The sequence below is a fragment of the Klebsiella sp. C283 genome (genome assembly GCF_048822555.1).
GTDB classification, from domain to species: Bacteria; Pseudomonadota; Gammaproteobacteria; order Enterobacterales; family Enterobacteriaceae; genus Klebsiella; species Klebsiella quasipneumoniae.
Genome location: NZ_JBMEZS010000003.1, coordinates 299023 through 319439 on the forward strand (window position 1 = coordinate 299023; position 20417 = coordinate 319439).

The following is a 20417-nucleotide window of genomic DNA, read 5'->3' on the forward strand; positions in this document are numbered from 1 at the left end:
GTGGGGAAGGCGCAAAAGGATTAACGTTCTCCTGCTTATCCCCGGCAGATAGCTTATGATGACGAGACACACCTTCAGGGCATAACGGACTGGCGATGAAGCGACTGAAAACTGAATTGAATGCGCTGGTCAACCGCGGGGTTGACCGGCATTTACGGCTGGCGGTGACCGGCCTGAGCCGCAGCGGCAAAACGGCGTTTATCACCGCGCTGGTCAACCAACTGCTGAATATTCACACCGGCGCCCGCCTGCCGCTGCTGAGCGCTGCGCGCGAAGAGCGACTGCTCGGCGTCAAGCGCGTACCGCAGCGGGACTTCGGCATTCCTCGATTCACCTACGATGAAGGGCTGGCCCAGCTGTACGGCCAGCCCCCCATGTGGCCAACCCCGACGCGCGGCGTTAGCGAGATCCGTCTCGCGCTGCGCTACCGTTCCAACGACTCCCTGCTGCGCCATTTTAAAGACACCTCCACGCTGTATCTGGAGATCGTCGACTATCCGGGCGAGTGGCTGCTCGATCTGCCGATGCTGGCGCAGGATTATCTGAGCTGGTCGCGGCAGATGACCGGACTCCTGCAGGGACAGCGTGCGGAGTGGTCGACCCGCTGGCGGCAGTTGTGCGCCGGGCTGGATCCGCTGGCCCCTGCCGACGAGGCCCGGCTGGCCGAGATCGCCGCCGCCTGGACGGATTATCTGCACGCCTGTAAGCGCGAAGGGCTGCACTTTATCCAGCCCGGACGCTTTGTCCTGCCCGGCGAAATGGCCGGCGCGCCGGCGCTACAGTTTTTCCCATGGCCTGACGTCGATGCCGTCGGCGAAGCCAAGCTGGCGCAGGCCGATAAACACAGCAACGCCGGCATGCTGCGCGAACGCTACAAGTACTACTGCGAAAAGGTGGTGAAGGGGTTCTACAAAGAGCACTTCCTGCGCTTCGACCGACAGATTGTGCTGGTGGACTGCCTGCAGCCGCTGAACAGCGGGCCGCAGGCGTTTAACGATATGCGCCTGGCGCTGACCCAGCTGATGCAAAGCTTCCATTACGGGCAGCGCACCCTGTTCCGCCGGCTGTTTTCGCCGGTCATCGACAAGCTGCTGTTCGCCGCCACCAAAGCCGACCACGTCACGGTGGATCAGCACAGCAATATGGTGTCGCTCCTGCAGCAGCTGATCCAGGACGCGTGGCAGAATGCCGCCTTCGAAGGGATCAGTATGGATTGCCTGGGGCTGGCGTCCATTCAGGCGACCCAGAGCGGGCTGATTGAGCTGAACGGCGAGAAAATCCCCGCCCTGCGCGGCAATCGGCTGAGCGACGGCCAGCCGTTGACCATCTATCCCGGCGAGGTGCCGGCGCGCCTGCCGGGGCAGGCCTTCTGGCAGCAGCAGGGATTTCAGTTTGAAAACTTTCGTCCGCAGGTCATGGATGTCGATCGGCCCTTGCCGCACATTCGCCTCGACGCGGCGCTGGAATTTTTGATTGGAGATAAACTGCGATGAGCGAACCGTTAAAACCGCGGATTGATTTTGATGGCCCGCTGCAGGCGGAAAAAACGCCGCCGCTGAAAAGCGCCCGCGCCTTCGACCGACGGGAAGCCGACAACTTCGCGCCGGCGCTTCTGGTGACCCGCGAAGAGGAAGAGGGGGCGGCAGAGGCGGTGGTGGAGTCTGTGCTGCGGCCGAAACGCAGTCTCTGGCGGCGGATGGTCAGCGCTGGCCTGGCGATCTTCGGCGTCAGCGTCGTGGCGCAAGGGGTGCAGTGGACCGCCAACGCCTGGCAGACCCAGGACTGGATTGCGCTGGGCGGCTGCGCTGCCGGGGCGCTAATCGTCGGCGCCGGCGTCGGATCGGTGGCCACCGAGTGGCGCCGCCTGTGGCGACTGCGCCAGCGCGCCCATGAACGCGATGAAGCCCGCGATATGCTGCACAGTCACGCGGTCGGCAAAGCGAAATCCTTCTGTGAGAAGCTGGCGCAGCAGGCGGGTCTGGATCAGTCGCATCCGGCGCTGCAGCGCTGGTATGCCGCCATCCACGAAACGCAAAGCGACCGGGAAGTGGTCAGCCTCTATGCCCAGCTGGTGCAGCCGGTGCTCGATGCCCAGGCGCGGCGGGAAATCAGCCGTTCGGCGGCGGAGTCGACGCTGATGATCGCCGTCAGTCCGCTGGCGCTGGTGGATATGGCGTTTATCGCCTGGCGCAATCTGCGGCTGATCAACCGAATTGCCACCCTGTACGGCATTGAGCTGGGGTATTACAGCCGCCTGCGCCTGTTTCGTCTGGTGCTGCTGAATATCGCTTTCGCCGGCGCCAGCGAACTGGTGCGCGAGGTGGGCATGGACTGGATGTCGCAGGATCTGGCGGCCCGGCTGTCGGCGCGCGCCGCGCAGGGCATCGGCGCCGGTCTGCTTACCGCCCGCCTTGGTATCAAGGCGATGGAGCTGTGCCGCCCGCTGCCGTGGATCGCCGATGATAAACCGCGGCTCGGCGATTTTCGTCGCGAGTTGATTGGGCAGCTGAAAGAGACCCTGCAGAAAAGCAAAACCAGTCCGGAGAAATAACCTTCGCTCAGAGACATCGCCGGGCGGCGGTTTCGCCTTGCCCGGCCTGCGAGGTCGAGTCCAGGCTTGCGCACCTGCCGCGCCGCGGGCAATGTCCGGTCATACGCATTCCGCCGCCAGCCACTCGCTGAAGGCGCGAAAGCGCGGGCGCGAGCGGTTCTCCTGCGGACAAATCAGATCATAGCCAAAGGGAGATTCCGCCTCGTCTTCGGACAAGGCTACCAGTCTCCCGGTGGCGAGCAGCGGCTGGATCAGCGTTTTACGCCCCATCACGACCCCGAGTCCATTCAGCGCCATCTCGATGGCCAGCGAGTGGTTGTTCACCGCGTAATACCGGCCGTCAAAGGGTAACGCCTGTCCGCTTTGCTGGCACCACAGGCGCCATTCGGCAAACTGATCCTGCACGTCGGTGGATTCGCAGGCATGGATCCAGACGATCGCCGCCGCGTCACCGCCGCTCAGCGGGCGATACTGCCGGCGATACTCCGGAGAGCAGACCGGCAGCAAACTTTCCGCCATCAACCGTTGTTGATAAAGATCGGGATAGCGCGTGGCGCCGTAATAAATCGCGAGGTCCACCCGCTCCTCGTTAAAATCCATCACCCCGGCGCGGACGCGAAACTGTAGATTTAGTCCCGGCCACTGGGCCTGGAAGCGGGGCAGGCGCGGCATCAGCCAAAGATGGGCCAGGGTCGGCGCAATACCAATATGCAGCGTGCCGCGCAGATCCTGTTCGCGAATATCCTCAATTTCATCGTTAATTGCCCGCAGCGAATGGCTCAACGTCGTCAGCAGGCGTTTGCCTTCCTCCGTCAGCGCCAGTTTACGCGTCATGCGAATAAACAGGCGAAACCCGATATGCATCTCCAGCTTGCGGATCCGATGGCTGACCGCCCCCTGGGTCAGGTTCATTTCATGCGCGGCGAGGGTAAAACTCAAATGGCGGGCGGTCACCTCAAAGGTCTGCAGCAGCGCAAGGATGCTTTGTTGTTCAAGCACAGGTTGTCTCCCTTATGCATTAATTTGCTTCATGCATAGGCCTATTTAATTCGTTTGTTACGCCAGTTTGGCCGGTTTTAAATAGTTATATCGTAACTAAACCGAGGTATACCATGTCAGGACTCAAAATTGTGGTGATTGGCGGCGGCTCCAGCTACACCCCGGAACTGATTGAAGGTTTGCTTAACCGCTATCACGAGATGCCGGTCGCTTCGCTATGGCTGGTGGACATTGAAGAGGGCAGAGAGAAAGTCGAGATCATCGCCGGACTGGCGCGGCGAATGATCGCCAAAGCCGGGCTGGCCATCGAGGTGGTGGCTACCCTGGATCGGGAGAGCGCCCTGCGCGATGCCGATTTCGTCTGCTCGCAGTTTCGCGCCGGCTGCCTTGACGCCCGCATCAGCGATGAACGTATTTCTCTCAAGTATGGCCTGATCGGCCAGGAGACCAACGGCCTAGGGGGCTTCGCCAATGCCTGCCGTACCATTCCCATCGCCCTGGCGATTGCTGCCGATATGGAACGACTCTGCCCTGACGCCTGGCTGCTGAACTTTACCAACCCGTCGGGGATGGTGACCGAAGCGATCCTGCGCCACAGTCGCATCAAAGCCGTCGGCCTGTGTAATGTGCCGGTGATTATGCAAAAAGGGGTGACCACCCTGCTGCAATGCGCTGACGAAAAGGAGGTAGTGATGCAGGTCGCCGGCCTGAACCACTTTATCTTCGTGCGCCAGATCCTGCACAAAGGAAAAGAGTGGCTGCCGGAGGTCATCGCCGAGATCAATGCCGGTCGGGATCCGCTGGTGCCGCGCAACATTCCGCCGTTCCGTTGGCCGTCGCATCTCCTGCAGGGCTTAGGCATGATCCCCTGCGCCTATCTGCGTTATTACTACATGAAGGACGATCTGCTGCGTCAGGAGTTGGCGGAGGCGGGCGGCGAAGGGACCCGTGGCGAAGTGGTTAAGCAGCTGGAAAAAACCTTGTTTGAACAGTACAGCGACCCGCACCTTGCGGTTAAACCGAAGGCGCTGGAGGGCCGTGGCGGTCAGTACTATTCCGAGGCGGCCTGCGAGCTGATGAATGCCATCTACAACGACAAGCGCATTATCATGCACGTCAACACGCGCAACAACGGCGCCATCAATGGCCTGCCGGATGACTGTGCGGTGGAGGTCAGCTCGCTGATCACCGCTTCCGGTCCGCTGCCCCTCAACGTGGCGCCGTTCCCTGACGATACCCTGCGTTTGCTGCAGCTGATGAAATCTTTCGAACAGCTGACCATCGAGGCCGCCATCACCGGCAACCGCCATACGGCGTGGCGCGCGCTGGTGCTGAATCCGCTGATTGTCAGCGGCGAGAAGCTCGAACAAGCGTTGGATGAAGTGATCGCCCATAACCGCCAGTGGCTGCCGGCCTTCCATGCTTAACTCCCAATTAACCGGCCGGATGGCCGGTTAATTGACCACTGACCGCCTGACTTTACGGCGCAACGCCCATTTTTCCGCCATGCTGTCAATAATTGTTGACAGTTAGCTTCCCGAAAGTCCATTCCTGGCCTATTATTCTCCGGTCATTGGCACTTTTAGGGTGAACACTCCCATGCGTCTTGAAGTCTTTTGTGAAGACCGCCTCGGTCTGACTCGTGAATTGCTCGATTTGCTGGTGCTGCGCGGCATTGATCTGCGTGGTATCGATATTGACCCTATTGGCCGTATCTACCTCAATTTTGCCGAACTGGAGTTCGCCACCTTCAGCAGCCTGATGGCGGAGATCCGCCGTATCGCCGGCGTGACAGACGTGCGCACCGTGCCGTGGATGCCATCCGAGCGTGAACATCTGGCGCTGAGCGCGCTGCTGGTGGCGATGCCGGAGCCGGTGCTGTCGCTGGATACCAAAGGCAGGGTCGAACTGGCCAACCCCGCCAGCTGCCTGCTGTTTGGCCAAAGCCAGGCGAAGCTGCGCAACCATCCGGTGGCGCAACTGATCGACGATTTTAACGTCCAGCGCTGGCTGGAAAGCAGCCCGCAGGAAACGCTGGCGGAGCATGTGGTGGTGAATGGGCAGAACTACCTGCTGGAAGTGACCCCGGTTTATCTGGAAGGGGAGCATAACGAGCGAGTGCTGACCGGCGCCGTGGCGATGCTGCGCTCAACCGTGCGCATGGGACGCCAGCTGCAGACCATGACCAGCCAGGACACCAGCGCCTTCAGCCAGATCCTCGCGGTGGGGCCGAAAATGCGCCACGTGGTGGATCAAGCGCGTAAGCTGGCGATGCTCAGCGCGCCGCTGCTGATTGTCGGCGACACCGGCACGGGTAAAGATCTGCTGGCGCACGCCTGCCATCTGGCCAGTCCGCGGGCGGGCAAACCCTATCTGGCGCTCAACTGCGGCTCCATTCCCGAGGACGCCGTTGAGAGCGAGCTGTTCGGTGACGCGCTGCAGGGCAAAAAAGGCTTCTTCGAGCAAGCTAACGGCGGCTCGGTGCTGCTGGATGAAATTGGCGAGATGTCGCCGCGAATGCAGACCAAACTGCTGCGCTTCCTCAACGACGGTACCTTCCGCCGCGTCGGCGAGGATCATGAAGTGCACGTCGATGTGCGGGTGATCTGCGCGACGCAGAAAAACCTGGTCGAGCTGGTGCAGAAAGGGCTGTTCCGGGAAGATCTTTACTATCGCCTCAATGTCCTGACGCTGTATCTGCCGCCGCTGCGCGATTGCCCGCAGGACATTATGCCGCTGACGGAGCTGTTCGTTGCGCGCTTTGCCGATGAGCAGGGGATCCCCCGACCGAAGCTCTCCGCCGATCTCAGTACGGTGCTTACCCGCTACAGCTGGCCCGGCAACGTCCGCCAGCTGAAGAATGCGGTCTATCGCGCGCTAACCCAGCTGGAAGGATTCGAGCTGCGTCCGCAGGACATTTTGCTGCCGGACCACGACGTCGCCTCGCTGCCGGTGGGCGAGGAGGCCATGGAAGGATCGCTGGACGACATTACCCGCCGCTTTGAGCGCTCGGTATTGACCCAGCTGTATCGCAGCTACCCCAGCACCCGTAAGCTGGCGAAGCGGCTGGGGGTGTCGCATACCGCCATCGCCAATAAGCTGCGCGAATATGGTTTGAGTCAGAAAAAGGGCGACGAATAATCGCTGAACGCCGGCGACGCTCGTCGCCGGTATCCCGGCCTGCAAAGCGGGCTAAACCTGTATATACTGGTTTTTTAATCCTTTTTCCGGGGTGGTGCATATTGGCGTCGCGTCGCGCGATCGGGCAATGGCTGACATTGCTGCTGCTCTCAATTCTCTTTTCCTCGCTGCTGTTACGCATTCATCTGCCGGCAGCGCTGCTGCTGGGGCCGCTGATTGCCGGTCTCATTTTGAGCCTGCGCGGGGTGAAGCTGAGGATCCCCCGCGCCTGTTATCTGGCGGCGCAGGCTATCGTCGGCTGTATGATCGCCCGCGCCATTAACCCCTCCGTTTTTGGCGTGCTGTTCAACAACTGGGCGCTGGTGCTGGCGATCCTGTTAACGACCCTGGCGATCAGCGGCCTCACCGGCTGGCTGCTGGTCCGCTACAGCGCGCTGCCGGGCGCCACCGGCGCCTGGGGAAGCTCTCCCGGCGGGGCGTCGGCAATGGTAGTGATGGCTCAGGAGTACGGGGCTGATGTACGCCTGGTGGCGCTGATGCAGTATCTGCGAGTGCTGTTTGTCGTCGGCGCGGCGGCGCTGGTGGTGCGCTATGCCCTGGGCAACGAGGCGCAAACAATGAGCCAGGCTATCGTCTGGTTTCCACCGTTGACCCTGCATTTCCCTTTAACGCTGCTGCTGACAGCGGCGGGCTGCTGGCTGGGCGTGCGGCTGCGCATTCCTTCCGGCGCCATGCTGCTGCCGATGCTGCTCGGCGCGCTGGCCCAGGGGGGCGGCTGGGTGATGCTGGAGCTGCCGGAGTGGCTGCTGGCGATGGCCTACGCGGTGCTGGGCTGGACGGTGGGATTGCAGTTTAACAAGGCGGTGTTTCTGTTGGCCCTGAAGACGCTGCCGCAGATTATCGCCTCCATTCTTGGGCTGATCCTGATGTGCGCTCTGATGGCCCTCGGCCTGACCCACATTCTGCAGATGGATTTCATGACCGCCTATCTGGCCACCAGCCCTGGCGGACTCGACACGGTGGCGATTATCGCCGCCGGCACCCGGGCGGATATGTCGTTTATTATGGCGCTACAGACGCTGCGGCTGTTTACCATCCTGCTGACCGGCCCGGCGATGGCGCGGGCTATTTCCCGCTATGCGCCGCGGCAATAAAAAGCCCCCGCAGAGCGAGGGCTGAGTACATAGCATGTCCGCAGGCGCGATGCGCCCGGACAGTCTGTTATCAGGCTTTCAGGGCGGCCAGCGCGGCGTCGTAGTCCGGCTCTTCGGTGATTTCGTTCACCAGCTGGCTGTAGACAACCTGATCGTTTTCATCGATAACGACCACCGCGCGAGCGGCCAGGCCCGCCAGCGGACCGGCGGCGATGGCGACGCCGTAGTCAGCGAGGAACGAGGCGCCGCGCAGCGTGGAAAGGGTCACCACGTTGCTCAGGCCTTCCGCGCCGCAGAAGCGGGACTGGGCGAACGGCAGGTCAGCGGAAATGCACAGCACCACGGTGTTGTCCAGTTCAGCGGCCAGCTGATTGAATTTACGCACTGATGCGGCGCACACGCCGGTATCAATGCTCGGGAAAATATTCAGTACTTTACGTTTGCCGGCGTACTGGCTCAGCGCGACGTCAGAGAGATCTTTGGCGACCAGCGTAAACGGCTGCGCTTTAGCGCCTGCCTGCGGAATGGTGCCCTGAACAGAAACGGGGTTGCCCTGGAAATGCACGGTTTGTGACATGGTTATCTTCCTGTTTACATATAGTTAACGTCGCGAGTAGTGTATGACATCCGCCAGCTACACGGCAAACCCTATTTAACATTTACCAGAGAGGACAAGGGAATGCGCAACGTGCGAGTGTATGAGGAAGCCTGGCCGCTCCACACCCCCTTTGTGATCGCCCGCGGCAGCCGCAGCGAGGCAAAAGTGGTGGTGGTGGAACTGGAAGAGGACGGTGTGAAAGGGGTGGGGGAATGCACCCCGTATCCCCGCTATGGCGAGAGCATCGCTTCGGTCATGGCCCAGGTGATGGCGATCGGCGAACAGCTGGAGGCGGGACTTACCCGCGAACAGCTGCAGCGGCTGCTGCCGGCAGGCGCCGCGCGCAATGCCATTGACTGCGCCCTGTGGGATCTGCAGGCGCGGCGCGAAGGCAAAACCTTGCCCCAGCTGCTGGGGGTGACGTTGCCAAACCGGGTGATCACCGCCCAGACGGTGGTCATTGGCACGGCGGATCAGATGGCGGCCAGCGCCGCGGCGCTGTGGCAGAAGGGCGCTCAGCTGTTGAAGGTGAAGCTTGACGACCGGCTGATCAGCGAGCGGTTAATCGCTATCCGTCAGGCGGCGCCGGAGGCTACGCTGATTGTCGACGCCAATGAATCCTGGCACAGCGAGGGGCTGGCGGCGCGCTGCCAGCTGCTGGCGGACCTCGGCGTGGCGATGCTTGAGCAGCCGCTCCCTGCCGACGCCGATGCGGCGCTGGAAAACTTCGTCCATCCGCTGCCAATTTGCGCCGACGAGAGCTGCCATACCCGGGAGAGCCTGCCCAGGCTGCGCGGACGCTATGAGATGGTCAATATCAAACTGGACAAAACGGGCGGCCTGACCGAAGCGCTGGCCCTCGCCGAGGAGGCAGAACGACAGGGCTTTGGACGGATGCTGGGCTGTATGCTCTGCACCTCGCGCGGGATCGCCGCCGCGCTACCCCTGGCGCCGCTGGCGCGCTTCGCCGACCTCGACGGCCCGACATGGCTGGCGGTGGACGTCGAGCCGGCGCTGCGGTTCAGCACCGGCGTGCTTCATCTTTAATCCTGCCAGCGCAGCAGGTCGGTCATCGCCGGCAGGTAACGCTCGGTTGCCTCGTCGGCGGAGACCGGCGGGAACTCAGCGGTGATGCAGGGGAGTCCGATATCAGCGCACCAGCTGCCAAAGGAACCTGGGGTGTCGTAGCCCACGCTGCCGACCAGCGGCAGTGAGAAGGCGTCGGCCAGCCAGTGTCCCAGCGGGCTGTGTCCCGGGTCTTCGATGCAGGCCAGCGGATCGTGAAAGGAGACCACCCACGCCGGATGGATCTGATGGATCAACTGACACAGGGCCTGGGTCTCTCGCTCCGAGCCCGGCTGTTCGCCGGTCAATAACACCACGTCTCGTTCCGTCGCCGCGCTGTTCCAGCGGTACACCGTTTCCCCTTGTCTCCAGTTAGCGGCCGGAAAGTTACGGTTGAGGTCAACGCCACGGGCGTTGGCGCGCAGCCCGAGCTGACAGCCGTCAGGATTGACCGTCAGCACCACGTGGTGGCGGCGCAGCTCCGGCTTCAGGGTGCGCAGGGCGCAAGAGAGGGTCACAATCGACGAATTCTCATCGCCGTGGGTGCCGGCAATAATCAGGCCGCTGCGGCTGTCGGCCATCGGCGCAGGAAACCACAGCAGCGGCGCGCCCAGTTCCGAGCTGCCGTACTGCCGGGTCCCCGGCGGAAAGTCGCCGCGCTGCGGGCGAGGACGTGAAATAGACATAGGGCTTCCTGTGTGTCGTTATTATGTAGTGTTGGCGAAAAGCGTGTTGGAATCAAACCCATTCCCTGAGGCGTGAAATCCGACGGCACATCAATTTTCTATCATATGTTGTTTGCAATTTCAGGTGATGAAACAAATAATTATCGCTCTGTTGGCGGTGTTTTTTCTCATTTTAAAGGGGATCTTATGAAGTATCCTGTCGCTTTGACATGCGGCGCGCTGTGGTTAGCCAGCGTATCTTCTCTGGCCTGGGCGGCGGACGTACCGCCGGGCACGGTACTGGCGAAAAACCAGCTGTTAGTGCGCCATATCAAAGATGAACCCGCCTCGTTAGATCCCGCAAAAGCGGTGGGCCTGCCGGAAATCCAGGTGATCCGCGATCTGTTTGAAGGTTTAGTCAATCAGGATGCGAAAGGCAACCTGATCCCGGGCGTGGCGACCCGCTGGCAGAGCAACGATAACCGCGTCTGGACCTTTACCCTGCGCGATAATGCCCGCTGGTCCGACGGCACGCCGGTCACCGCTGAGGACTTCGTCTATAGCTGGCGGCGTCTGGTGGACCCGAAAACCACCTCGCCGTTCGCCTGGTTTGCCGCGCTGGCGGGGATCGCCAACGCGCAGAACATCATTGACGGCAAAGCCGCGCCGGAGACCTTGGGGGTCACCGCTGTCGACGCCCACACCCTGCGGGTGCAGCTGGATAAGCCGCTGCCGTGGTTCAGCAACCTGACCGCCAGCTTTGCCTTCTACCCGGTACAAAAGGCGAACGTTGACAGCGGGGCAAACTGGACGCGGCCCGGCAGCCTGGTGGGCAATGGCGCCTATGTTCTGAAAGATCGCGTCGTGAATGAAAAGCTGGTAGTGGTGCCCAACATCCACTACTGGGATAACGCCAAAACGGTGATCCAGCAGGTCACCTTTGTGCCGATCAATCAGGAGTCCGCCGCCACCAAACGCTATCTGGCCGGCGATATCGATATCACCGAATCTTTCCCGAAAAATATGTATCAGAAGCTGCTGAAGGATATTCCGGGGCAGGTGTATACCCCGCCGCAGCTGGGCACCTACTATTACGCCTTTAATACCCAAAAAGGGCCGACGGCGGACGAGCGGGTGCGACTGGCGCTGAGTATGACCATCGATCGCCGGGTGATGGCGGAGAAGGTGCTGGGGACCGGGGAAAAACCGGCCTGGCGCTTTACCCCGGACGTAACGGCGGGCTTCACGCCGCAGCCGTCGCAGTTTGAGAGCATGAGTCAGGCCGAGCTTAACGCTCAGGCGAAAGCCCTGCTGGCTGCCGCTGGCTATGGCCCGAATCGCCCGCTGAAGCTGACGCTGCTGTATAACACCTCTGAGAACCACCAGAAGATTGCCATCGCGGTGGCGTCGATGTGGAAGAAGAACCTCGGCGTGGAAGTGAAGCTGCAGAATCAGGAGTGGAAAACCTATATCGACAGCCGCAACACCGGCAATTTCGATGTGATCCGCGCTTCGTGGGTAGGGGATTACAACGAGCCGTCCACCTTCCTGTCGCTGCTGACCTCCACCCACAGCGGAAATATCTCCCGCTTTAACGATCCGGCATACGACAAAATCCTCGCCCAGGCGGCGGTGGAAAACTCAGCCAAAGCGCGTAACGACGATTACAACGCGGCGGAGAAGATCATTATGGTCAAAGCGCCGATTGCGCCGATCTACCAGTACACCAACGGTCGGCTGATTAAGCCGTGGCTGAAAGGCTACCCGATCACCAACCCGGAAGATGTGGCCTATAGCCGTACCATGTATATCGTTAAACACTGATGCGTACTGGCCTCCTGCTCAGGGCAGGTTGCCATTGCTGAAGCCGGAGCTGGCGCGGATTACGGCGCCAGTTTCTCCTGCTCACCTTCTCCCGCCACAGTAGAAAACATCACTTTTCTGACGGTATTTTGACGTATTCAACAAAAAGCGGTTACGGTAAATTGCGGATTATACCGTCACAGCTTCCCCGAAATGACGGTAGATTTGAGCAGAGGATACCGTCATGCTGACTGATATCAGGCATAAACTTCTGAAAGCCGGAGTGAAAAACGACAAAATTGCAGACCGTGATGGTCAGTCTGTTTTGGTAACGCTCGCGGCTTCGGCGGCATTCCTGACGATTACCGAATCAATAGTCGGCGTGAAACGCTGGCCACCGGGCGGTATATAACAAGGCGGAATACGCAGAACAACGAGCATCGATGTTGCGTGACTGGGCGGATAGAGTTGCCAGGTGGATTAAGAAATTTAAATGAGTCAGGTATAGGAGAGCAGTCGGTAAATACTTATTGTTGCTATAATCAGTTAGCCTGGTTCAACAGAATTTGGGGAAAATTAACCAAATTCTGGAAATAATCATGCAAGCTGCACTCAGAACAGAAGAGTTGATAAAGCTAGTGCCTCTTTTTTTATGTAATTGATAAGCTGGAAAACACTGTGTTTTTACGAAACGGTTTTAATGACATCACGGGTTGTTGCCTTTAACTGGGATGAAGTGGAAGCCTGGCTGGACGCGCGTCAGCAGACTTCCGACTTAAGATATGCATATTGAAATTAGATTGAGAGAATGAGTCTATACTGCAACACGCCAGCCAGAAATTACTTTTTCTTAATTTCCATCACATAGGTAATTGCTGCTTTATCAATAAAATTCTTAACGTCATCATAAGCAGTTTTACCCACAGGTGAATTAAATGCACTAATTGCATCCTCTATTGAATCGAACCAAAGCTCTGAGAAGCCGTCAATAGGAGAGTCCGGATACTTTTCCCGGTCTATGGGATTGAGCACATATCCTCTTAAACCGGGTAACTGGAGTGCGATGGCAGTATGAACATTATCCCAGTAATTAACAAACTCTTCAAAACTCATGTCTTTTTTTCTAATAAGTAAACCTACGTGCTTAAATCCGGCATTGCTTTTCATTGTTACGTATCTCAAAGTTGGGTTGATTATTAATAATAGATATCGATGCTGGCGATGTAATAATTCCATCCGTTTAATTACGGCAATTTTATATGATGTGTGCTCATGTTTGTGAAAGTATATTAGTCTTTCATTTAGTGCTGTGAATTATCATCGTCACGATTAATTAACATTGCCTTATAAGCGCTGTTGAATTGAACCTCCGGTTTCCGGGGCATATAAATTGTTGAGAAGTTCATTATTACTAATTTTCTTAATAAAATAAATGGCGATTTAGTCTGAAGTGTGTTGACATAGATTCAACAATGATGGCGTAATAACCACTATTGAAGATTTAATGTCAGTTTTAACATTGTAGGCTGTGATGATGGGCGTTGACCAGTGTGTGCATAAGACAGGCTGGGTGGTTATAATAAATTTAAATATTATCAACTCATTAGGAGCTACAGGTGCGTAAAATTGATCACCTTGGCGGCATTACCGCATTTGTCTCAACCGCAAAGCTGGGAAGCTTTACAGCGGCGGCAGAACAACTGGGACTCACAAAATCGGCAATCGGCAAAAGCGTGAGTCGCCTGGAAGATCGTCTAGGACTAAAGCTTTTTCAACGCTCCACAAGGCGATTAAGCCTTACACCTGATGGTGAACGTTTTCTTGAAAGTTGCCAGAGTGCGATAGAAATACTGGAGCAGGCAGAATCAGAACTCTCCTCGCATATCTGCGAACCCTCGGGTCGTTTAAGGGTCGACCTTCCGGCCGCATTTGGTCGTCAAAGAATATTACCGATACTGTTAAAAATTAACCAGGACTATCCAGAGCTTGTTCTATCTGTCACTTTTAGCGAACGCTTTGTTGATCTCATAGAAGAAGGTATCGATCTTGTTATTCGTATCGGTGAACTAGCGGATAGCAGTGCTTTGGTTGCGCGAAGGCTGACAACCCAAAAGTTAGTGATATGCGGCGCCCCTGATTATCTTGATAGCCATAAATCGCCGCTCACGCCCGAAGACCTGGCAGAACATAAATGTATTATGGGTTTTCGACGTAATCAGCCCATATCATGGATCTTAAAAGATAAAGACGGGTTGATAACGAGATGTATTCCTCCCGCAACCCATGAATTTGCGGATGGTGATGCGTTGCTTGCAGCGACGCTGGCCGGATGTGGCCTTTCGCAACTTCCCCTATGGTTAGTGAGGCCGTGGCTGGAAAATGGGCAATTACAAGAAGTATTGGCCGACTATGCTGGCGGAGAAATGCCCATCAGCGCATTGTGGCCCAGGAGTCGGCAGTTGCTGCCGAAGATTCGCTATGTTGTAGACACGCTCGTCTCGGCAGCGGAAGAAGGGCGACTGGATTAGGATGTGGTTTCGGTTTCAGGCCAGGAAGGGTAGTCAGTATAACCTTCCTCGCCGCCGCCATAGGTACCTGTCGGCTTGACCTCATTTAACGGCCAGTTATTAGCCATTCGCTCAACTAAATCAGGGTTCGCAATATAGGGGCGGCCAAAGGCAATCAGGTCAGATTTATTAGTGGCCAGGTATTCTTCAGCTTTCGCTTTATCAAAGCCACCAGCAATAATCAACGTACCGGGGTACGCCGCTCTGAATTTTTCAATAAACCCTTCCGGGATTGCCTGTTGCCCGAGTGTCTTTTGGTCACTGAGATGCACGTAAGCGAGGGAACGTTGACCAAGTTTCTTCGCCAGAAGTAACCAAGTCTCTTCTTCGCCGTCAAAAGCGTGCATATCAAACAAACGGCCGAAAGGCGCCAGGCGGATGCCCGTTTTACTGGCCCCAATGGCGTTAGCAATGGCGTCAGTAACCATCAGGACGAACTTTAAGCGGTTCTCGGTATCCTTGCCGCCAAATTCGTCGTTGCGTGTATTCAGGCCGCCATTAATGAATTGTTCTAGCAGGTAACCGTTAGCCGCGTGGATCTCAATACCGTCAAACCCAGCGGTAATCGCATTTCTGGCTGCAACGACATAGTCTTGCACAATCCCCTCAATTTCAGCTGTAGTCAGCGCCTTAGGGGTGGAGACATCGACAGACCCAGGCTGACCATTTACATCATATGCAAAACAATGTGACCCTTCAGCTTTCACCGCGACGGAGCTGACCGGTGCTTGACCATTTGGCTGTAAACTTGTGCTTGAAATGCGACCAACATGCCATAACTGAATGAATATTTTTCCACCACGTTCATGGACCGCTTGAGTCGTCTTTTTCCAGCCTTCAATCTGGCTCTGGTTGTAAATTCCAGGCGTGAACAGGTATCCCTGTCCCTGAACTGATATCTGCGCTCCCTCAGTGATAATCAGTCCAGCAGAAGCTCGTTGAGCATAATATTTAGCCGTTAGCTCATCGGCTGTGTCACCTTTCCTGGCTCTTGAGCGTGTCATAGGGGCCATTACAATACGGTTATTAAGAGTTACATCGCCTAATTTAAAGGGGGAAAACAGTTCATTCATTATTCGTTCCTCAAGTGAATTTTGAAATGATGGGGAGTTAAAGCGAAAAAAAAAATAGGGCTTTGTTCCGAACAGTTGTTCCATAAATTCTACAATTAAGACCTATTTGCTTTTGTGTGTTAATTAAGTGTTGGCGGTATCTGGTTTTGTATGCAAACAGACACAAACAATGAGATGGTTTTATGTCAGGGTAAGATTGAAAATTTTAATATTATTAGGTGTTTATGAATGATTTGTCTGCTGTTCAGTCCGTTGTTTTCGCGTATTAAAAAATTGTTATTATGCATGGTAACTTGGTGAATCGGCTGAAGAAAAAGTACTATGAAAAATTTAAAAAAATAGATAAAATCTAAGTAATTTATTGATTAATATGCGTTTTATTATGTTTTGCTTTTTTTTGAGATAGTTCACAGATTTCGACTGATTGTATCGTTATCGTGAATCACAGCATCACAGTGCTAATCAAAATCTGAATTGGGTGTTACAGTTAAAGCTGGCATGACCAAGTTCCGCATAACAGAAAGTTTATGCATGGGCTTGGTTTTTTTGTTTTTGTGGTTATTGAGGCTTATGGTCAAATGAAAGTACAAAAAATAATTAACAATAACCAAATAATTTGTACGGATCGTAACGGTGATGAGTGTATTGCGATTGGCAAAGGTTTGGGGTTTCAGTCTAAGCCTGGAGAAACAGTTGCACCGGAGAAGATTGAGAAAATATTTAAATTGGACGATACGGGTGTGAGCTCAAAATTTCAGAACCTGGTTAAAAAAATACCCTATGAGCACATACAGGTCACTGATGAAATAATCCAGTATTTTAAGTTGTCACTGGGGAAGAAATTAAGTGATAACATTTATATCTCACTGACGGATCACCTGAACTTTGCCATTGAAAGGACAAAAAAGGGAATAGTCTTTACAAATCCGCTGACATGGGAAACAAAGCGATTTTATAATCATGAATATGCATTAGGTCTGTATGCAATAAAACATATCAAGAACCGCATTGGTATTGAACTGCCTCAGGAGGAGGCCGGTTTTATCGCATTACATATAGTGAATGCATTAACAACTGGGATTTTTGATGAAACTATTGCGATGACTCGTCTCATTCAAGGGGTGTTAAATATTGTAAAATATAATTTTAACCTTGAGTTTGATGAAGAAGGTCTTGACTATTATCGCTTTCTGACGCACCTGAGATTTTTCAGCCAAAGGTTACTAAAAAAACAAAGTTATACAAATGGTGACCAGGAGTTTATAAATACTATCCGTAGCCAGTACCCAAGGGAGTATGCTTGTGCGGATAAGGTTAAAAAATATGTTTTTGTAGAATATAAGTACAACATGACAGAAGAGGAAACATTGTATTTGGTCGTACATATAAATCGGCTACTTAATTCAAACAGATAATCAGCCCATTCAATCAGTCTACAGATAGAACAGTATATTTTAGTAGTGCCTGAGGCACTACTATGCCTACCATATATATGGAGTATGAAATGAATTACAAATCAAATGCTGAAGCTCTTCTTGAAGAGCTCGGCGGGGATAGTAATGTCAAAGGGCTTGTGCATTGTATGACTCGCTTGCGTTTCAACCTGGAAGATGATTCTATTGTTGATGATAATAAAGTCAGAAATATCGCTGGCGTATCCGGTGTTGTCCGACAGGGGAATCAGTATCAGGTTATTATTGGGAAGAATGTTGTTAAGTTCTATGATGAAGTAAAAAAGCTCGTTAATGTTGATGGCCTGACAAATACGGACAATGCACAAGCGAAGAAAAAGAGTGTTCACGAACGTATCATTGATGTTATTGCCGGAAGCATGATGCCAGTGATCCCTGCCTTGATCGGCGCTGGGATGGTAAAAATTCTGTATCTCATACTTGGTTTTTTTGTGTCGACAGACTCAACTTCAATGAAGTTGTTAGGTGCCATCGGTGATGCCGCATTCTACTTTATGCCGATCCTCATCTCATATGCAGCAGCTAAGCGATTTAATACGAATGCACCATTAGTAGCTGTCGTCACGGCAGTACTTTTGCATCCTGATTTCGTAGCGTTGATGGGGGATGACTCGCAAAAATTACTTTTCCTGGGAGTGCCTGTTATCTCCGCGCACTATGGTTCGACGGTCATTCCCGCTATTTTGAATGCCTGGGTTATTTCATATATCGAGAAGTTCGTCGATCGTATTACCCCTAATATCACAAAAGGATTTCTGAACCCTGCGCTGATTATCCTTATCTCCGCGCCGATCGCATTCTTATTACTCGGGCCATTAGGAGCAATTTTTGGTAAATATCTCGTTTATGTCATCTCATCAATCCCCGACAGCTTCCATATTATTGTGATGGTAGTGCTTAGTGCAATCATGCCATTTATTGTCATGACAGGCATGCACTGGGCATTTCTTACGATTACCATACCAGCCCTGGCCACTCCGGGCGGGGAGATGCTGATTATCCCGGCGATGTTAGTTATTAATATGGCGCAAGGTGCAGCTTGTATCGGTGTAGGTATCAAAACAAAAAATAATGCACTTAAGCAGAAGTCGTTGGCGGCAGGGTTTACCGCTATATTTGCTGGTCTGACCGAACCCTGTATGTATGGCGTGAACTTACCACTGAAAAAACCTATGCTTGCGGCGTGTATCGCTTCGGGTATTACTGGCGGGATTGTTGGCGCATTTAAATTATCTGCTCATGGTTTTGGTATCGCTTCTCTAGTTGCTATGCCGATATTTATCGATCATTCGAATAACTTAAATCTTATATTAGCTTGTGTCGCTGCTGTTATTGTTATTGTCCTGACTATTCTTTTAACCCTCTTCTTAGGGTTTGAAGACCCGGTTGATGAGAACGCAAAAGAACTGAAAAAGGATGTTCTCCAGGATAAAAAAGTTGTCGCGGTTGAGATGAAAAATATTACTTCGCCCGTTGAAGGTGAAATCATTGCGTTAGGTGATGTATCCGATGCCACTTTTGCTAATCAAATTTTAGGGAAAGGAATTGGTATCCATCCAACGGTAGGCAAGGTTATCAGTCCATTCGATGGCGACGTCCTCTCTATATTTACCACAAATCATGCCATTGGCCTAAAGTCACTTGATGGTATCGAGCTTCTTATTCATGTCGGGCTGGATACAGTGCAGCTTGATGGCAATGGTTTCAAAGCATTTATTAAAAATGGCGACAAGGTTAAAAAAGGCGATTTACTTATTGAGTTTGATATTGATTATATTAAGTCTGAAGGGTATGACCCGACGACAATTGTTATCGTAACAAATACCGAAGAATATCAAGATGTCAGTGCATCGATGGATTCTAAGGCTGTATTTAATTCGAACATTCTGGCTATAGCTTGAAGGAGGTGTTATGAGTTTTCCGAATGATTTTCTCTGGGGAGGAGCCGTTGCGGCTAATCAGTGTGAAGGTGCTTTTGACGTTGATGGAAAAGGTCTTAGTATCCAGGATGTTCTGCCCAAAGGCATTATGGCTCCAGTCACTGAGCTGCCCACCTGCGATAACCTGAAACTAAAGGGTATTGATTTCTATCATCGGTATAAAGATGACATCAAAATGTTTGCCGAGATGGGATTTAAGGTCTTTCGGACATCAATTGCCTGGAGTCGAATTTTTCCAAACGGAGATGATTCCATCCCAAATGAAAAAGGGTTGAAGTTTTATGATGACCTTTTTGACGAATGTCATAAGTACGGTATCGAACCACTGGTGACAATTTCTCACTATGAAACACCGTTAAATTTATCAAAAAAATATAATGGCTGGGCAAATCGTAGGATGGTGGAATTCTATACGAATTTTGCCACAACGATATTTGAACGTTATAAACACAAGGTTAAATACTGGCTAACATTTAATGAAATTAACTCAGTGTTACATCAGCCGCTGATGAGCGGAGGTATTTTTACGCCTAAAGAACAGCTCAGTAAGCAAGACCTGTTTCAGGCGGTGCATCATGAATTTATTGCCAGTGCATTAGCGATTAGTAAAGGCCGTGAAATCATGCCAGATGCTAAATTTGGTTGTATGATCTTAAGCATGCCGATTTACCCATTGACACCAAATCCAGATGATGTTTTGGTTGCGATGCAAGCGGAGCATATGAATGATTTCTTTGGCGATGTTCATGTTCGCGGGTACTACCCTGGATATATGAAAAGATATTTCAAAGAAAATAATATCAGGATTCATTCTGAAGATGGCGATGAGAAAATTCTTCAAAATACCGTTGATTTTGTTTCATTCAGCTACTATGTGAGCGTGTGTGAAACGGCTGATAAATCGATCAAACCTGCTATTGGCAATCTTATTGGTGGTGTACCAAACCCATACCTCGAATCTAGTGAGTGGGGATGGCAGATCGATCCGAAAGGTCTACGGATTACATTGAACAAGTACTATGACCGCTATCAAAAGCCACTGTTTATCGTAGAAAACGGACTTGGAGCCCAGGATGTCTTAGTGACAGATATCAATGGTAACTTCACGGTCGAAGATGATTACCGGATTAAATACCTCAATGAACATCTGGTTCAGGTCGAGGAGGCCATTGCAGATGGCGTTCCTGTCATGGGATTTACTACCTGGGGCTGTATTGATCTCGTGAGCGCGTCAACTGCCGAAATGAAAAAACGCTATGGGCTGATTTATGTGGACCGCAATAACGATGGTTCAGGGACCATGGCCCGATATAAGAAAAAATCATTTTTCTGGTATAAAGACGTTATTAATTCTAATGGCAAATCATTGATGCGTTAATGCATATAGGT

Annotated in this window: 17 protein-coding genes and 1 pseudogene; 13 read left to right on the forward strand and 5 right to left on the reverse strand. The window is 53.4% G+C overall.

Going from position 1 to position 20417, the window contains the following annotated elements:
* Window positions 1-95: 95 nt before the first annotated feature.
* Both ACOI7Z_RS07205 and ACOI7Z_RS07210 read left to right on the forward strand, forming a co-directional pair.
* A complete protein-coding gene (locus ACOI7Z_RS07205) occupies window positions 96-1493 on the forward strand; it encodes a YcjX family protein (protein ID WP_032452561.1) in 1398 nt (465 codons plus the stop codon).
* Complete coding sequence (locus ACOI7Z_RS07210; RefSeq protein ID WP_087848755.1) at window positions 1490-2551, forward strand: YcjF family protein; 1062 nt, start codon at window positions 1490-1492, stop codon at window positions 2549-2551. The genes ACOI7Z_RS07205 and ACOI7Z_RS07210 overlap by 4 nt, the downstream gene beginning before the upstream one ends.
* Before the next feature lie 99 nt (window positions 2552-2650).
* On the opposite strand, the gene ACOI7Z_RS07215 is transcribed toward ACOI7Z_RS07210, so the two are convergent.
* The gene (locus ACOI7Z_RS07215) at window positions 2651-3520 is read right to left on the reverse strand and encodes a LysR substrate-binding domain-containing protein (RefSeq protein WP_223825673.1); all 870 of its coding nucleotides are present in this window, start codon (window positions 3518-3520) and stop codon (window positions 2651-2653) included.
* A 143-nt stretch (window positions 3521-3663) separates the two neighbouring features.
* Here ACOI7Z_RS07215 and ACOI7Z_RS07220 point away from each other — a divergent pair, with 143 nt between their 5' ends.
* The 3 genes from ACOI7Z_RS07220 (at window position 3664) to ACOI7Z_RS07230 (ending at window position 7845) form a co-directional block, all read left to right on the forward strand.
* Window positions 3664-4977, forward strand: coding sequence for a 6-phospho-beta-glucosidase (locus tag ACOI7Z_RS07220; RefSeq protein ID WP_087848756.1), 1314 nt, complete (start codon window positions 3664-3666; stop codon window positions 4975-4977).
* A gap of 172 nt (window positions 4978-5149) precedes the next feature.
* Window positions 5150-6691, forward strand: a complete 1542-nt coding sequence (tyrR, locus tag ACOI7Z_RS07225) for a transcriptional regulator TyrR (protein WP_065883020.1) — start codon at window positions 5150-5152, stop codon at window positions 6689-6691.
* A gap of 101 nt (window positions 6692-6792) precedes the next feature.
* Complete coding sequence (locus tag ACOI7Z_RS07230) at window positions 6793-7845, forward strand: AbrB family transcriptional regulator (RefSeq protein WP_023289363.1); 1053 nt, start codon at window positions 6793-6795, stop codon at window positions 7843-7845.
* 70 nt (window positions 7846-7915) lie between these two features.
* Here ACOI7Z_RS07230 and tpx read toward each other — a convergent pair whose 3' ends face one another.
* Window positions 7916-8422, reverse strand: a complete 507-nt coding sequence (gene tpx / locus ACOI7Z_RS07235; RefSeq protein ID WP_008805229.1) for a thiol peroxidase — start codon at window positions 8420-8422, stop codon at window positions 7916-7918.
* Window positions 8423-8524: 102 nt separating this feature from the next.
* Between tpx and ycjG the strand changes: the two genes are divergently transcribed.
* A complete protein-coding gene (gene ycjG / locus ACOI7Z_RS07240) occupies window positions 8525-9490 on the forward strand; it encodes an L-Ala-D/L-Glu epimerase (protein WP_048297345.1) in 966 nt (321 codons plus the stop codon).
* Here ycjG and mpaA read toward each other — a convergent pair.
* Entirely contained in the window at window positions 9487-10194 is a 708-nt protein-coding gene (gene mpaA / locus ACOI7Z_RS07245) for a murein tripeptide amidase MpaA (RefSeq protein ID WP_065883022.1), read from the reverse strand. The two genes, ycjG and mpaA, sit on opposite strands and share 4 nt — an antisense overlap.
* A 72-nt stretch (window positions 10195-10266) precedes the next feature.
* Between mpaA and ACOI7Z_RS07250 the strand changes: the two are divergent.
* The 3 genes and pseudogenes from ACOI7Z_RS07250 to ACOI7Z_RS07260 form a co-directional block, all read left to right on the forward strand.
* Window positions 10267-10380 (forward strand): annotated as a pseudogene (locus ACOI7Z_RS07250) (hypothetical protein); the annotation flags it as partial.
* Window positions 10381-11997 (forward strand): peptide ABC transporter substrate-binding protein, encoded by a 1617-nt coding sequence (locus ACOI7Z_RS07255; protein ID WP_087848757.1) that lies wholly within the window; start codon window positions 10381-10383, stop codon window positions 11995-11997. It begins immediately after the preceding pseudogene.
* Window positions 11998-12220: 223 nt separating this feature from the next.
* Window positions 12221-12388: a hypothetical protein gene (locus ACOI7Z_RS07260; RefSeq protein ID WP_158238128.1), complete on the forward strand. Its 168-nt coding sequence runs from the start codon at window positions 12221-12223 to the stop codon at window positions 12386-12388.
* Window positions 12389-12816: 428 nt separating this feature from the next.
* Here ACOI7Z_RS07260 and ACOI7Z_RS07265 read toward each other — a convergent pair whose 3' ends face one another.
* Complete coding sequence (locus ACOI7Z_RS07265) at window positions 12817-13143, reverse strand: EthD family reductase (RefSeq protein ID WP_049013556.1); 327 nt, start codon at window positions 13141-13143, stop codon at window positions 12817-12819.
* 449 nt (window positions 13144-13592) lie between these two features.
* On the opposite strand from ACOI7Z_RS07265, the gene ACOI7Z_RS07270 reads away from it, so the two are divergent.
* Entirely contained in the window at window positions 13593-14504 is a 912-nt protein-coding gene (locus ACOI7Z_RS07270) for a LysR substrate-binding domain-containing protein (protein WP_049013557.1), read from the forward strand.
* Here ACOI7Z_RS07270 and ACOI7Z_RS07275 read toward each other — a convergent pair.
* Window positions 14501-15616 (reverse strand): alkene reductase, encoded by a 1116-nt coding sequence (locus ACOI7Z_RS07275; protein ID WP_064158315.1) that lies wholly within the window; start codon window positions 15614-15616, stop codon window positions 14501-14503. The genes ACOI7Z_RS07270 and ACOI7Z_RS07275 overlap by 4 nt on opposite strands.
* A gap of 527 nt (window positions 15617-16143) precedes the next feature.
* Between ACOI7Z_RS07275 and licT the strand changes: the two genes are divergently transcribed.
* The 3 genes from licT (at window position 16144) to ACOI7Z_RS07290 (ending at window position 20406) form a co-directional block, all read left to right on the forward strand.
* Window positions 16144-17031: a BglG family transcription antiterminator LicT gene (gene licT, locus ACOI7Z_RS07280; protein WP_240513434.1), complete on the forward strand. Its 888-nt coding sequence runs from the start codon at window positions 16144-16146 to the stop codon at window positions 17029-17031.
* Window positions 17032-17120: 89 nt separating this feature from the next.
* Window positions 17121-18989, forward strand: a complete 1869-nt coding sequence (locus tag ACOI7Z_RS07285; RefSeq protein ID WP_087848764.1) for a beta-glucoside-specific PTS transporter subunit IIABC — start codon at window positions 17121-17123, stop codon at window positions 18987-18989.
* Window positions 18990-18999: 10 nt separating this feature from the next.
* A complete protein-coding gene (locus ACOI7Z_RS07290; protein ID WP_087848758.1) occupies window positions 19000-20406 on the forward strand; it encodes a glycoside hydrolase family 1 protein in 1407 nt (468 codons plus the stop codon).
* Window positions 20407-20417 lie beyond the last annotated feature (11 nt).